The organism is Caballeronia sp. LZ028 (assembly GCF_031451415.1).
GTDB classification, from domain to species: domain Bacteria; phylum Pseudomonadota; class Gammaproteobacteria; order Burkholderiales; family Burkholderiaceae; genus Caballeronia; species Caballeronia zhejiangensis.
Map to the genome: position 1 here is coordinate 379,891 of NZ_JARUXN010000001.1, position 13,239 is coordinate 393,129.

Sequence of the window (13,239 nt, forward strand, 5' to 3'; positions counted from 1 at the left end):
GCTTCGCGTAAACCCGGATCGGGCGTCGGCGCGCGAAAGGGCTAACCTGAATGCCTCGACAGCCAACCCGATTGCAGCCGATGAAGCTCTTTTACTGGCCGAAGACGCGCGCCTTTCGCGCGCTGTGGATGCTCGAAGAAATGCGCGTGCCGTATCAACTGGAGTTCGTGAACATCCGAGCCGGCGCGCAGAACGATCCGAACTTCTGCCGCGTCAATCCGATGTCGAAGCTGCCCGCGCTGGAAGACGGCAGCGTGCGCGTGGCCGAATCGGGCGCGGTGCTGCTGTATCTGGCGGATCGCTATCCGGAAACGACGCTCGGCGTGCCGCTGCACGATCCGTCGCGCGGGCGCTTCCTGCAGTGGATGTTTTTCACCGGTTCGTGTCTCGAACCCGCGATGGCCGAACGCGTGACCGGCGCGCAAGGCAACACGGTGAGTTTCGGATGGGGCGATCTCGCGCGCGTCGAGCACGCGATCGAAAACGCGCTGGAAGAGGGGCCGTGGCTGCTCGGCGAGCAATTCACCGCCGCGGACATTCTCGCGGCGAGCACGCTGCAGATCGCGTTCAAGGCGAAGCTGATCGAGCCGCAGGGCGTGCTTTTCGATTACGTCGAACGCGCGCTCGGGCGCGAGGGCTACGAGCGCGCGTCAGCGATCGATCATCGCGAGGCCGAGCGGCTGGCGCTGAACAGCCACGCGGGCGTCGTGCATTCGTCGAGCGAGAGTTAGGGAAACGCGCGCGGCTTGGGAATGCCCGCGCCGGCTTCGATATCCGACACCGCGCGCCGATGCGCCAGCTCGACGGCTTCGGCGCGATCGGCGAGACCGTCGTCGCCGCCGACGGTCGTCCACGTCTGCACCGCCTTGTCGTGATGACGGATCTCGTACTCCGCGTCCCAGCGCGAGCCCTGCAGCTCGACCGGCCTCACGTGGATGGCGTAGACGCCATAAAGGAAGATCTGCTCCGGCATGTTGTCCTCCGATGCGGCCATGCAGCGTGGCTACAACTCGATTTCCCCGAGGATGCGGTGCGCGAGCGCGCGCGCTTCGTTGAGCGCTTCTTCTTCGTTGCCCGACGCGGCTTCCACTTCGTAGAGCGTCGCTTCGGTATCTTCGCCGTCGTCGCGTGCGAGCGAGACGAGGCCCTGGTACTGACCGCCGTCGATGGCGCGCACGCCGATCGTCGCGGTGTAGATGCCTTTCGTGTAGGTGGTGTCTTCCATGATGGATTCGCCTCCAGGCAAGGACGAATCCATGCTAGCACGCTGATATGTAACGCGTGCGACGCTTATTTCAGCAACGCCTCGACCTCATCCAGCGACGGCGAATGCGCGCCCGAATGACGGCACGCCGCCGCGCCCGCCGCGAGCGCGAACTTCAGATGTTCGGGCCATTCGCCGTGACGCGCCATCAAGCTATAGAGCAATCCGCCGATGGACGCATCGCCCGCGCCGACCGTATCGGCCACTTCGACGCTCGGCGGACGCGCGCTGTACTGCTCGTCGCCGGCATAGAGCGTGGCTTCCGACGAGCCGCGCGTGACGAGCACGGTGGCTTGGCGGTTCATCGCGCGGATTTTCGCGAGCGCGTCGGCTTCGGGCATGCCTTTGAACAGCATGTGCAGATCTTCGTCGGACACCTTGATGAGATCGGCGAGGCCCGCCATGTTGCGCAGGATCGGCTCGTAGCCGTGCTCCATCAGATTGCGATAGTTCGGATCGAAGCTGATCTTCACGCCGTGTTCGCGCAACTGACGGGCGAGCGCGGCAAGCGTCGCGCCGAGCGGCTGACGCACGAGGCTGATGCAGCCGAAATGCGCCCACTTCACGCGCTCCATCCAGCCTTGCGGCAGCCGCGACGGATCGAACGCGAGATCGGCGCCGTTCTCGCCCATGAAGTAGTACGTGGGCGGCTGCGTCTTGTGGACGATCGCGAGCAAGGGCGGACGCTCGACGCGCTGCATGAAGCGCATGTCGAGGCCCGAAGCGACGCTCGCGTCCCACAGATCGTCGGAGAAATTGTCCGTGCCGAGCGAGCCGGCGCAGGCCGTCGGCAGGCCGAGCCGCGCGACCGCGCGCGCGACGTTCCAGCCCGCGCCGCCCGGACGCGAAAGCCAGCTCGACACGTCCGTGCGGATCATGTCGGTGAGGATGTCGCCCGCGGAAACGAATTGCGGAAAAGTGGTTTGCTCGCTTGCCATGCTTGTCACCGTTGAGTCGAAGTCGGGGCCAGCGCGTTCAGCACTTCGTAGCACGCGCCCATCGTGTGGTAGTCGGTCTTGCCGGCGGGACTTTTCTCGTCGCCGTACTTGCGGTTGTCGCACGTCAGAATGCGATACCACGCGCCGTATTCGTGATCGACGAAGTGCTCCCAGCTATAGCGCCAGAGTTCGTCATAGCAATCCCAGAAACGCTCGCGTCCCGTGCGCGCGCCGAGCAGCGCCGCCGCCGCGAAGCCTTCGGCCTGCACCCAGAAATACTTGTCGTGGTCGCAGATGGTGTCGTCCGGGCCGAAGCCGTAGTAGAGGCCGCCGTGACGACTGTCCCACGCGCGGTTGAAGCCGGCGTCGAACAGTTCGACGGCGCGCGCCGAGAGCCACGGCAGCGCGCGATGCCGCTCCAGAATCAGCAGCAGCTTCGCCCATTCGATCTGATGACCCGGCTGAAAACCCCACGGACGGAAGATGTTCGAACTGTCCGATTCGTTGTAATGCCAGTCGACCGACCAGTCGCGATGAAAATGCTCCCACACCATGCCGTGCGACAGCTTCGCCTGCCGCAGCGTGATGTTGCCCGCGATCTTTTCCGCGCGATCCAGATAGATGACGTGACCCGTCGCCTCGTAAGCCGCGAGCAGCGCCTCGGTCGCGTGCATGTTCGCGTTCTGCCCGCGATAGTCCGAAAGCCGCCAGTCGGGCGTGGCTTCGTCGGCGTAGAGGCCGGCGTCGGCGTCCCAGAAACGCTTTTCCATCAGCGCGAAGGTTTCGTCGATCATCGGCCTGGCTTCGTCGATGCCCGCCATCGCCGCGTGCGCGCATGCGAGCAGCACGAACGCCGTGCCGTAGCAGTGGCGCGTGCCGTCGAGCGTGCGCTTCTGGCCGTCGTGCCACTCGATTTCCCAGTCGTAACCTTCGTTCGCGGCGTCCCAGTGGGCGTCGCGCAGGAATCTGAACGCGTGATGCGCGTCGTCCCGATAGCGCGCGTCGCCGAAGTGGCGGAAGGCCATCGCGTAGTTGAAGACGAAGCGCGTGCTGCTGACGAGATGGCGCGTCTTGCGGTTATAGACGCTGCCGTCGTCCTTGAAGAAATGAAAGAAACCGCCGGACGGATCGCGCGCGTTCGGCGCGTAGAACGCGAGCGTGTCGCGTACGTGGGAGAGCAGGAAGTCGCGGCTGCGGAAATCGATCGCGCGTTCTGCTGGCGCCGGTTCCGCGAGGGCAGGTGAGGCGGTCATGTTCATGGCGTGCTGATGTCCTGTTTCGTGCCCGAGCTCGCGCGAGGAACGAAATTGACGGCGACGAGCGTGTCGGCCTGGCTCGGCGGGCTCGATTGATCTTCCAACAGCAATTCGACACCGCGGCGCCCGAGCGCTTCCTTGTCGACGGTCACGGTCGAGAGCGGCGGCGTGCTTTGGGCGGCGGCCGGAATGTCGTCGAAACCGACGAACGCGATGTCGTCCGGCACGCGCAAGCCGTGCGCGAGACAGACGCGCATCGCGGCGAGGGCCGCTGCATCGTTATAGGCGAAAACGGCGTCGGGCAGGGGACCGGATTGCGCGCGGGCTTCCGCGATGAGGCGTTCCATCGCGTCGGCGGCGGCCTGATCGGCGGTCAGACCCGGCTGCGTCATGACCTCGAGCGTCGGATCGAAAAGCTGGCCGGCATCGAAATATGCTTTCCGATAGCCGAGCGCGCGTTGCGCGATGCTGTAATGCGCGAGCGATCCGCCGATGAACGCGATGCGCCGCCGCCCTTGCGCGAACAGATGCTGCATCGCGAGCGACGCGCCGGTCACATTGTCGATGTTGACGGAGCGGAATCCCGGCGCGCGCAAGTCGATCAGCACGGTGGGCCGCGCGAGCGAATGCAGATGCGCGAGCAGTTCCGGCTCGACGAAACCCGCGACCGCGATGGCGTCCGGCGCGTGCAGGCGCATCTGCTGCGCGAGATCGTGCGTCGGACCGGCCGTGAGCACGGATGGCACGAGCCGCCGCTCGCGGCACGCTTCCTCGAAACCGTTCAGCACATGGGAAAAGAAAGGGCTGACGGCGAAATTGTTGTGCTGCCGATGCAGCAGAAAGGTCACGCGACGAATGCGCGTGCGCAACTGAGCCGAATCGTAGCCGAGTTGCTGCGCCACTTCGACGACGCGCACGCGCGTCGCCTCGGACAAGCCTGGTTGATTCTTAAGCGCGCGCGAAACCGTCCCGATCGAGACGCTTGCCGCGCGCGCGACATCGCGAATGGTGGTGGCCATCGTGGTGTTCTCTGTCTCCGCTTTTCTCGGCTGTTTTCCGCTCAGGCGCGATGTTGCGCGCGCTCGGCCGGTTCACTTGTTCGAGGCGATTGTATAGTAAAAGCCTCGAACTTAGCGTCCGCGAAGATTGGAGAAAACCAGTAGGCCGTTGTTATATATGCGATTCCTTGCGAGTTATTTGTTTAGTAAAAATACGGAAACATTACGCCGCGGCTTCGCGGTCGTGAACCGAGCGCTTGTCGGGCGTCCATACGTCGAGGATCAGATCGTCGTCCCAATAGTGGCTTAGCAGCGGCAGACTCATGCGGCCGCGCAGCTTTGCGTGGACTTCGTCGCCGTTCTGAAGCCAGCCTTCGATCGGCCGACGCCAGTGACACGCGACGACCGCGCCGTCATGCGACAAGCTTTGGTGTATATGCTCGACGATGTGCCATAGCTGCGGCTCGTCGAGGTAATAGCCGATCTCGCTGATCACGACGAGATCGAACTTGCCGGTGGGCCAGCAGTCGGGCAGCAGCATCTGCCGGACATCGACGTTACGATATTCCGCGACGCGTTGCCGCGTGAGCGCGACGGCGTCCTCGGCGATGTCGGTTGCGATCAGCTCGTCGCAGCGTGGCGCGAGCAGCGCCGTCAGTTCGCCGTTGCCGCAGCCTGGCTCGAATGCGCGCGCATAGCGTTCGTGCGGAAGCGAGGCGAGCAGGAGCGCGCGTTTGCGCCGTTCATACCATCGATGCCTGATTTTCCAGGGATCGTCGTTATCTCGATAAAGGGTATCGAAGTACTGCTTAGTATTGTTGTTGGTGTTGTTCATATGAGTACGACTTCGAAAGGCCGTGTAAGCCTTGCCAGCACATGCTCGGGCAGCACTGGCGCTTGTCCGGTGGTGGCGTCGGGGTCGAGCTGGCTCCGAAAAGCCTGCACGGCCCGAAGCTTCCGGGCATGCGTGGCGCCGTCGAGCACGATGCGGCGAGCACGGCTCCATGGCACGCGCGTATCGTCCGGCGACGCCCAGTGCCAGGTCCAGAGCGGCACCTCCACACAAGGCAGATCGAGCGCTTGTGCCGCGGACTGAACGGCGCGCCCGGCCGCCTCGTGGTCGGGGTGACCATCATAGCGCCATGTCGTGAAAACTATGTCGCCCGGTTGAAGGTACTCCGACAGGCATCCTGACAAACTCGATTCGATCTGGTCAGGATCGCCGTCCTGGAGCCCGAGCCGGACTACCTGGACCTGACGCAGATGCAGCCGTTGCAGCGCAGCCCTCGTTTCCTGCGGACGTACGCGTGCAAGACGTTCCGGCGGCCATTCGGATGACTTCGGGTGACTTGCCGTGCCGTCCGTTGCGGCGATGATGAGAATGTGCCGGCTGATCTCCGACAGTCGAGCGAGCAGGCCGCCGGTGCCGAGGATTTCATCGTCGGGGTGTGGCGCAACGACGACGGCCCGGCTGCCGAGCGGCACCAGTTCCGCCGGATCGACTTCGGGCAGCGCATTCAGACGCGCCCATCCCTGCCATGCGGCTTCGGGCGTGCCTTCGCCGCGTATGGCGCGGTCAGTGGCCTTTTCGTCGGTAGGCGCTTGCGTGGTCACACTTGCCATGAAATCCTTTCCTCCTCTATGACGTGCTCGGCGAGCGATGCTTCGTCACGCTCGGCGTGGCTTTGTCGAATGAAAACCGGCAGATCGGCCATCAACTGCGCGAAGTGCGCGTCGCGGCAGAGCGGGCCGGCGCCCAGCGCGCGGCCCGCGCGCTCCACGACCAGCGTTGCCACATGTTCGGCCGCGAGGCGCGCACGCATCGTCGGCACCATGGCGTCGGCCTGCGGCTCGCGGTCGATGAACGCCGCCGTCTCGCGCAGCAACGCGGCCGTCGCGGATAGCGCCGTATCGATCGCACCGAGATGCGCGAGCTTGTGCGGCCCCGCGCGATGCTTTGTATCGCGCGCGACGAACGCTGCAATGCCCGATGCCGCGCCGAACCAGCACGCGGCAATGCCCGCGCCGCCCTGCCAGAAACCAGGGCGCTCGAGATAACCACGCGGCGGACCGACCAACTGCGCGGGTACTCGCTCGAAGCGCACGTCGACGCTCGCGCTCGCCTCCATGCCGACCGCCTGCCAGCCGGAACCGGTGACTTTCACGCCGTTCTGCCGCAGATCGACGGCGGCGAGAACCGGTTCGTCGCGCTCGTTCCACGCGGTTACGAGCGCATGCGTGACCGATGCCGCCCCCGAGCACCATGCCTTCGTGCCGTCCAGCGCGACGATCTGTGAGCCGGCGTCACCCAGCGCCAACAAGCGCGCGCTCGGCGGTTCGGCTGCCCACACGGCCCACGCGCTGCCGTCGTCGGGTGGCGGGCCGCCCAGTTCGGCGAGGATGGCGAGCGCGTCCGTGTGGCCTTCGTAGAGCTTGACCAAAGAGAGGTCGAAGGCTGCGACCGCGCCCAACGCGCGCCAGCGCTCAGCCGTGTTTCCCCGGCCCGGCAAGGGAAGGCGATCGAGACCCGCGCCGATCAGCGCATGAAGCGCGCGGCCTGTTTCTTCGGCGTTGCCGCGTTGAAACGGCAACTTGCCGAGAAAGTCGCGCAAGGCGGAGGCCGTCGCATGCTGTTCGACGCAGTTCATCGGTCCATCCGCTGTTTAAGTTTGATGCGTTGTGTCCACATGGCGCGCCGTGTCCGTTTCTGCCCGGTTTTGAACAAGAGTGTGGCAAGGGACATGCCCGAGCACCATTCAGCCCAAAGACGTAGGCCAAAGTGCCGGACGCGCGGCAACGCGTTCCGACGAATCGATGTGAAAAGTCAGGCTTTCTGGCTTATGCCGCTTGGCTGAATGGTCGCTTGAGCGTGGCCGGGTTCAAATGACGCAAAAGGCCGCACGCGGCGGCCTTCTGGAAAGGGATCGAATATGGCGAACCAGCGGGCGCCGTTCGCGGACGGGCGTGAATCAGCGGCGGGCGGGCGCTCCGACGGCCTTGTTCTCGCGCGCGGCTTCGGGCGCAGTCTTGCGTGCGCCCCAACGCTGCGCGAGCACCGCGCACACCATCAATTGAATCTGGTGGAAAAGCATGAGCGGAAGCACGACCGCACCGACCGCGTGCGACGCGAAAATCACCTTCGCCATCGGAATGCCGGACGCGAGACTCTTCTTCGAACCGCAGAAGATGATCGTGATCTGGTCGGCGCGCGAGAAGCCGAGGCGCTTGGCCGTGAACGCCGTGATGAACAGCGCCGCCGCCAGCAACAGGATATTGACCGCGAGCAGCCCCGCGAGCGTCCCGAGCGAAATCGAATGCCAGATGCCTTCGTTCACGGCTTCGCTGAACGCGACGTACACGACGAGCAGAATCGAGCCCTGATCGACGAACTTGAGCATCGCGCGATGCCTGTCGATCCACTTGCCGATGGCCGGCCGCAGCAATTGCCCGGCAATGAACGGCACGAGCAGTTGCAGCGTGATGTTGCCGACGGTGTGCCACGGCGAGCCGGTCGTCGCGCCGTGATTGCTCACGACGATCCCGACGAGCGCCGGCGTAATGAAAATGCCGAGCAGGCTCGACGCGGACGCACTGCACACGGCGGCCGGCACGTTGCCCTTTGCCATCGACGTGAACGCAATCGACGACTGCACCGTGGACGGCAGCGTGCACAGAAACAGGATGCCGGTGTACAGCGCCGGCGTCACGAGCGGCGTCAGCACCGGTTTGAGCGCGAGCCCGAGCAGTGGAAAGAGTGCGAAGGTGCTGAGCAGCACGACGAGATGCAGCCGCCAGTGCGTCGCGCCGGCGATGATCGCCTCGCGGGAAAGCTTCGCGCCATGCAGGAAGAACAAGAGGCCGATGGCGATATCGGTGATCCAGTTGAATGCGACCGCCGCGCCGCCGCGGCAGGGCAGAAAGCTCGCGACGATGACGGTGCCGACGACCGCCAGCGGGAAGTTGTCGGGAAGAAGTGTGTGCCGTGCCATCAAAGAGTCTCGTGGTTGGACACGCCGGCCGCTGGGCGGGGCGTTTTTTGCGTCAAGTCAGGAAAAACCATGATTTTCGCTCGCACCCGATTAAATTGGCAAATTCATTTACTGGATCGATTGATGACACGTCCACATGAAACGACCTGTGCACGAGGAAGGCCGAATGAGCGCTACAGCAAAACTCGGGCCGCGCGCGAGCCAATTTCGCGGCTTTCAGATTCTTTTGTCCAGCACATTTGTTCTTCATATGTTTGGTCGTCCGAAATGCTCGGCGGCAGCGAAAAACTCTGACGTAACATGGTGTTACAACCATCGAGCGGGCCTAACACTTTTTGGCTCGACTGCTTTCGCGGCGCGAAATAAATTGTTGAATACACCGGTTGGCGGGTTTATGCATCGCTCGATGCAAGGCCCCGAATGTTCCGACTGCCGCCGGTTGTCCGCCTGAAGCGAAAGTCTCCGCTTTCCATTCACGGACGGAAATATCGGTCGGACGCAGGCTGTTTCGACATGGCGCTCACAGGCATTCGCAACACTACCCGGCTTTTCGCATCCGCAGCGCTTGGCGCGCTCGCGGTGGCGGGTTCGCTCGCGCTTGCCGGGCCGCGCGTCGAGTGGCTGCCGTCGACAGTCCTCACCGATTCCGGCGCCAGCAGGCAATCGCTGCATTACACGCCGGTCGCCGCCAAAGACGGCTTGACGCCCGTTAGCGCCGAAGTGCGTCCGGGCCCGCGGGGCGATCAGACGGTGCCGCTGCGTGGCGCGGGCTCGATTCGCGCCGACATCACGCGCTACAACGAAGAGCGCAGCCTGCCGCGCCCCCCCGGCCGTCCGGCCGACGACGGTCGCGCGCCGACGAACGCGAACTACCGCAACTGAACGCTCCGCAGTCTTCCTGAGCTGACCTCCGTTTCGCCGCGTTCACCGCGCGGAGCGCAAAACTGTTTGCGCGTCTAGCTTCGCTGTCACGATGACGTAATCTCGCCACAGTTGCGCATCGAATTTCCCCCAGACGTTCCGCTCTTTTTTCCGCGCAAGGACAATGCGGCCTGCGCGGGAAAATGTCCGAAATTCTTAATTTCAAACGCCTTTCGACGCTTGGAGAGGCGCGCCGGTACTCGCTGCGCATCTCGCCGGTTGTCGATCCGGCCATCGCGAGCCTGAGGCAAAGCGTCCCTTCCTGCGCGCGGGCGGGGCGGGAAGTATTCGAACCGCTATACCCGCAATAACCAAAAACATTTTTGACCGGAAAAATGGTCCGTAAAGATGGTGCCGCTCCACACGCGATGCCTCTTCGCCCACTAAACCGTTATGCCGGTCAGACGAGGCGAGCGCAACGCAACTCGCCCGCAAAGATTTCAATTTTCGACAAAGAACAGGAGAGTTCATGAAGTCAACCGTCAACCGTGCAATGACTACGGTGAAAACAACGGTCAAGGCCACCGCGGTCGCCGCAGCGATGTTCGGCCTCTTCGCCGCGGGCACGGCGCACGCGCAATCGAGCGTTTCGCTATATGGACAGGTCGACGAATGGGTCGGCGCGCAGAAATTTCCCGGCGGCGATCGTGCCTGGAACGTGAGCGGCGGCGGCATGTCGACGTCGTACTGGGGCTTGAAGGGCGCCGAGGATCTCGGCGGCGGCTACAAGGCCATCTTCACGTTGGAAAGCTTCTTCCGCGCGCAGAACGGTCAGTACGGACGCTTCCAGGGCGACACCTTCTTCGCGCGCAACTCGTACGTCGGCATTCAAGGTCCGATCGGCACGTTCACCGCGGGCCGCCTGACGACGCAACTCTTCGTCTCGACGATCCTGTTCAACCCGTTCGTCGATTCGTACGTCTTCTCGCCGATGGTCTATCACGTGTTCCTCGGCGCGGGCACATTCCCGACGTACCGCACGGATCAGGGCGTGATCGGCGATTCGGGCTGGAACAACTCGGTCCAGTACACGTCGCCTGACTTCAACGGTCTGTCGGGCAGCGTGATGTACAGCTTCGGCAACACCGCCGGCGACGGCCGCTCGAAGAAGTACAGCGCGCAGTTCCTGTACTTCCACGGTCCGTTCGCGGCGACGGGCGTCTATCAGTACGTGAACTTCAACAACACCCCGGGCGATCTGACGTCGGTGGACGGCTTCGCTTCGCCGGGCTACAAGAGCCAGAGCGTCGGCCAGTTGGGCGCGTCGTACGACATGAAGTACGTCAAGTTCTTCGCGCAGTACATGTACACGAAGAACGACTACGAAGGCCCCGGCACGTTCCACGTCAACACCGGACAAGGCGGTGTGACGGTTCCGCTCGGCCCGGGCACGGTGATGGCGTCGTATGCGTACTCGCGCAGCAACGGCGGTCTCGATCAGACGCACAAGAGCTGGGCGCTCGGCTACGACTATCCGCTGTCGAAGCGCACCGACGTCTACGCGGCGTACCTGAACGACAAGTACACGGGTATGTCGACGGGCGATACCTTCGGCGTCGGTCTCCGCGCGAAGTTCTAAAGCGTTCGCATCGAACGAAAACACCGCGCTCAAGGGCGCGGTGTTTTGCTTTCTGCGGCACAAAAAATCAGCGGATCGCGAGGCGCGCCTTCGCGTCGTCGTATTCGCGCTTCAGACGCTCGACCAGTTCCGCGACGCTCGGCACGTCCTCCATCAGCCCGACGCCCTGGCCCGCGCCCCAGATTTCCTTCCACGCCTTCGCCTTGCTCGTGCCTTCGGCGAAGTTCATCGCGTTCTTGTCGGAGACGGGCAGCGCATCGGGATCGAGTCCCGCATTGACGATGCTCTCGCGGATGTAGTTGCCATGCACGCCCGTGAAGAGATTCGTGTAGATGATGTCGGCGGCGGTTGCATCGACGATCGCGCGCTTGTATTCCTCGAGCGCGTGCGCTTCCTTCGTCGCGATGAAGCGCGTGCCCATGTAGGCGAGGTCCGCGCCCATCGCTTGCGCCGCGAGGATCGAGCCGCCATTGGCGATCGCGCCCGACAGCACGATCGGGCCGTCGAACATGCGCCGCACTTCGCCGACGAGCGCGAACGGCGACGTCGTCCCCGCGTGACCGCCCGCGCCCGCCGCGACGAGAATGAGGCCGTCGACGCCCGCTTCGAGCGCTTTCTGCGCGTGCCGCAAGTTGATGACGTCGTGCAGCACGATGCCGCCGTACGAATGCACGGCGTCGATCATCTCCTTGACCGGCGCGCGCAGGCTCGTGATGAAGATCGGCACCTCATGCTCGACGCACACGCGCACGTCCTGTTCGAGCCGCGCATTCGACTGATGAACGATCTGATTGACCGCGATCGGCCCGATCACGGCATCGGGATTCGCGGCCTTGTGCGCGGCGAGCTCGCTTTGAATCTGCGTGAGCCATTCGTCGAGCAGTTCGGCGGGACGCGCGTTCAACGCCGGAAAAGAGCCGACGATGCCCGCCTTGCATTGCGCAAGCACGAGCTCGGGATAACTGACGATGAACATCGGCGAGCCGACGACGGGCAAGCCGAGGTGCTGCAAGATGGCGGGCAGAGCCATGGCACGAATCTCCTGAGTGTGTCCGAGCAGCGTTAAACCATTCTAGAGAACTGGCGCGCGATCCGGCACGCACGATCATTTTCCGGAAGGCACGCGTGGCCAGCGAACGATCGTTCGATTATATGCACGACATCGCCGCCGAAGCATCCGCCATTTCCCGAAGAAGTATTCGGTTTCGGCGTTTCCACGCTCGCCACGGCATCGGCGACTGCGCGAGCGCGCCTACAATGGTCCGCAACGCCACGAACAAGAAAACACAATGTCGTTCATAGACTACGAGCCGTTTCGCGTCGATGCGGGCGGCGTCGAGATCGCCGGGATGAAAGGCGGCGACGGGCCGCCGCTCTTGCTCCTGCACGGACATCCGCAAACGCACGAGATCTGGCACAAGTGCGCCGGCGAGCTTGCGAAGCACTTCACGGTGATCGCCAGCGATCTGCGCGGCTACGGCGCGTCGGGAAAGCCGGAAAGCGACACGCATCACACGCCTTATTCGAAACGTGCGATGGCCGGCGATCAGGTCGCGGTCATGCGTCACTTCGGCTTCGAACAGTTTCTTGTCTGCGCGCACGATCGCGGCGCGCGGGTCGCGCATCGCATGGCGATGGATTTCCCCGACGCCGTCGATCGTCTGATGCTGCTCGACATCGCGCCGACGCTCGCGATGTACGACGCTACCGACCGCGAATTCGCGACTGCAAACTTCCACTGGTTCATGCTGATCCAGCCGTCGCCGCTGCCGGAATTGCTGATCGGCGGCAACCCGGACGCATATATCGATCGGCTATTGGGCAGTGGCCAAGCGGGATTTGCGCCCTTCGCGCCGCATGCGTTGCAGGCGTATCGCGACGCGTTTGCCGCGCCGGGTGCGATCTTCGCGACGTGCGAGGACTATCGCGCGTCGGCGGGCATCGACCTCGAACACGAACGCGCCGATCTCGAACGCGGCATGAAGATCGCCTGTCCGCTGCGCGTGCTGTGGGGCGAGCAAGGCGTCATCGGACGGCGCTTCGACGCGCTCGACGAATGGCGGCGCGTCGCACGCGACGTGAGCGGCCGCGCGCTGCCGTGCGGGCACTACATTCCCGAGGAACAGCCCGACATGCTGCTCGCGGAAATGCTCGCGTTCTTCGAGGCAGATGCGCCCTGAAACCCGCGCCGGCATTGGGCTTTACGTGAATTCAGGTGTCGTTACAATTTTGTAGGGAAAGCACCGATGCACGTGAAATAGTGTCGCGATACGATACTTGGGACGTTGATCACG

14 protein-coding genes are annotated in these 13,239 nt (G+C 63.8%); 4 read left to right on the forward strand and 10 right to left on the reverse strand.

What is annotated here, in order from left to right; all coding sequences use genetic code 11:
- The first annotated feature begins 80 nt into the window (after positions 1–80).
- A complete protein-coding gene (locus QCE58_RS01775) occupies positions 81–731 on the forward strand; it encodes a glutathione S-transferase family protein (RefSeq protein ID WP_008351977.1) in 651 nt (216 codons plus the stop codon).
- Here the strand turns inward: QCE58_RS01775 and QCE58_RS01780 are convergent.
- The 9 genes from QCE58_RS01780 to QCE58_RS01820 all read right to left on the reverse strand — a co-directional run bounded on the left by QCE58_RS01780 (position 728) and on the right by QCE58_RS01820 (position 8,445).
- The gene (locus tag QCE58_RS01780; RefSeq protein ID WP_008351976.1) at positions 728–973 is read right to left on the reverse strand and encodes a hypothetical protein; all 246 of its coding nucleotides are present in this window, start codon (positions 971–973) and stop codon (positions 728–730) included. The genes QCE58_RS01775 and QCE58_RS01780 overlap by 4 nt on opposite strands.
- 30 nt (positions 974–1,003) lie before the next feature.
- Positions 1,004–1,225, reverse strand: a complete 222-nt coding sequence (locus QCE58_RS01785) for a hypothetical protein (protein WP_008351974.1) — start codon at positions 1,223–1,225, stop codon at positions 1,004–1,006.
- A gap of 65 nt (positions 1,226–1,290) precedes the next feature.
- Positions 1,291–2,202: a carbohydrate kinase gene (locus QCE58_RS01790; RefSeq protein ID WP_008351973.1), complete on the reverse strand. Its 912-nt coding sequence runs from the start codon at positions 2,200–2,202 to the stop codon at positions 1,291–1,293.
- A 5-nt stretch (positions 2,203–2,207) separates the two neighbouring features.
- A complete protein-coding gene (locus tag QCE58_RS01795) occupies positions 2,208–3,461 on the reverse strand; it encodes an AGE family epimerase/isomerase (protein ID WP_250480209.1) in 1,254 nt (417 codons plus the stop codon).
- Positions 3,458–4,477, reverse strand: a complete 1,020-nt coding sequence (locus tag QCE58_RS01800) for a LacI family DNA-binding transcriptional regulator (RefSeq protein WP_008351968.1) — start codon at positions 4,475–4,477, stop codon at positions 3,458–3,460. The genes QCE58_RS01795 and QCE58_RS01800 overlap by 4 nt, the downstream gene beginning before the upstream one ends.
- A 202-nt stretch (positions 4,478–4,679) precedes the next feature.
- A complete protein-coding gene (locus tag QCE58_RS01805; RefSeq protein WP_034470354.1) occupies positions 4,680–5,291 on the reverse strand; it encodes a bifunctional 2-polyprenyl-6-hydroxyphenol methylase/3-demethylubiquinol 3-O-methyltransferase UbiG in 612 nt (203 codons plus the stop codon).
- On the reverse strand, positions 5,288–6,079 hold the full coding sequence (locus QCE58_RS01810; protein ID WP_008351964.1) for a PIG-L deacetylase family protein: 792 nt from the start codon (positions 6,077–6,079) through the stop codon (positions 5,288–5,290). Before QCE58_RS01810 ends, QCE58_RS01805 begins: the two co-directional genes overlap by 4 nt.
- Positions 6,067–7,104 (reverse strand): acyl-CoA dehydrogenase, encoded by a 1,038-nt coding sequence (locus QCE58_RS01815; protein WP_250478604.1) that lies wholly within the window; start codon positions 7,102–7,104, stop codon positions 6,067–6,069. Before QCE58_RS01815 ends, QCE58_RS01810 begins: the two co-directional genes overlap by 13 nt.
- A gap of 321 nt (positions 7,105–7,425) precedes the next feature.
- Positions 7,426–8,445, reverse strand: coding sequence for a bile acid:sodium symporter family protein (locus QCE58_RS01820; RefSeq protein ID WP_309779183.1), 1,020 nt, complete (start codon positions 8,443–8,445; stop codon positions 7,426–7,428).
- A gap of 513 nt (positions 8,446–8,958) precedes the next feature.
- On the opposite strand from QCE58_RS01820, the gene QCE58_RS01825 reads away from it, so the two are divergent.
- Together QCE58_RS01825 and QCE58_RS01830 are read left to right on the forward strand one after the other, a co-directional pair.
- On the forward strand, positions 8,959–9,327 hold the full coding sequence (locus QCE58_RS01825; RefSeq protein WP_034470363.1) for a hypothetical protein: 369 nt from the start codon (positions 8,959–8,961) through the stop codon (positions 9,325–9,327).
- 508 nt (positions 9,328–9,835) lie between these two features.
- Positions 9,836–10,945 (forward strand): porin, encoded by a 1,110-nt coding sequence (locus tag QCE58_RS01830; RefSeq protein ID WP_008351956.1) that lies wholly within the window; start codon positions 9,836–9,838, stop codon positions 10,943–10,945.
- A 67-nt stretch (positions 10,946–11,012) separates the two neighbouring features.
- Here QCE58_RS01830 and QCE58_RS01835 read toward each other — a convergent pair whose 3' ends face one another.
- Positions 11,013–11,975: a nitronate monooxygenase family protein gene (locus QCE58_RS01835; protein WP_250520892.1), complete on the reverse strand. Its 963-nt coding sequence runs from the start codon at positions 11,973–11,975 to the stop codon at positions 11,013–11,015.
- A 259-nt stretch (positions 11,976–12,234) separates the two neighbouring features.
- Here QCE58_RS01835 and QCE58_RS01840 point away from each other — a divergent pair, with 259 nt between their 5' ends.
- Entirely contained in the window at positions 12,235–13,125 is an 891-nt protein-coding gene (locus QCE58_RS01840) for an alpha/beta fold hydrolase (RefSeq protein WP_250520893.1), read from the forward strand.
- Positions 13,126–13,239 lie beyond the last annotated feature (114 nt).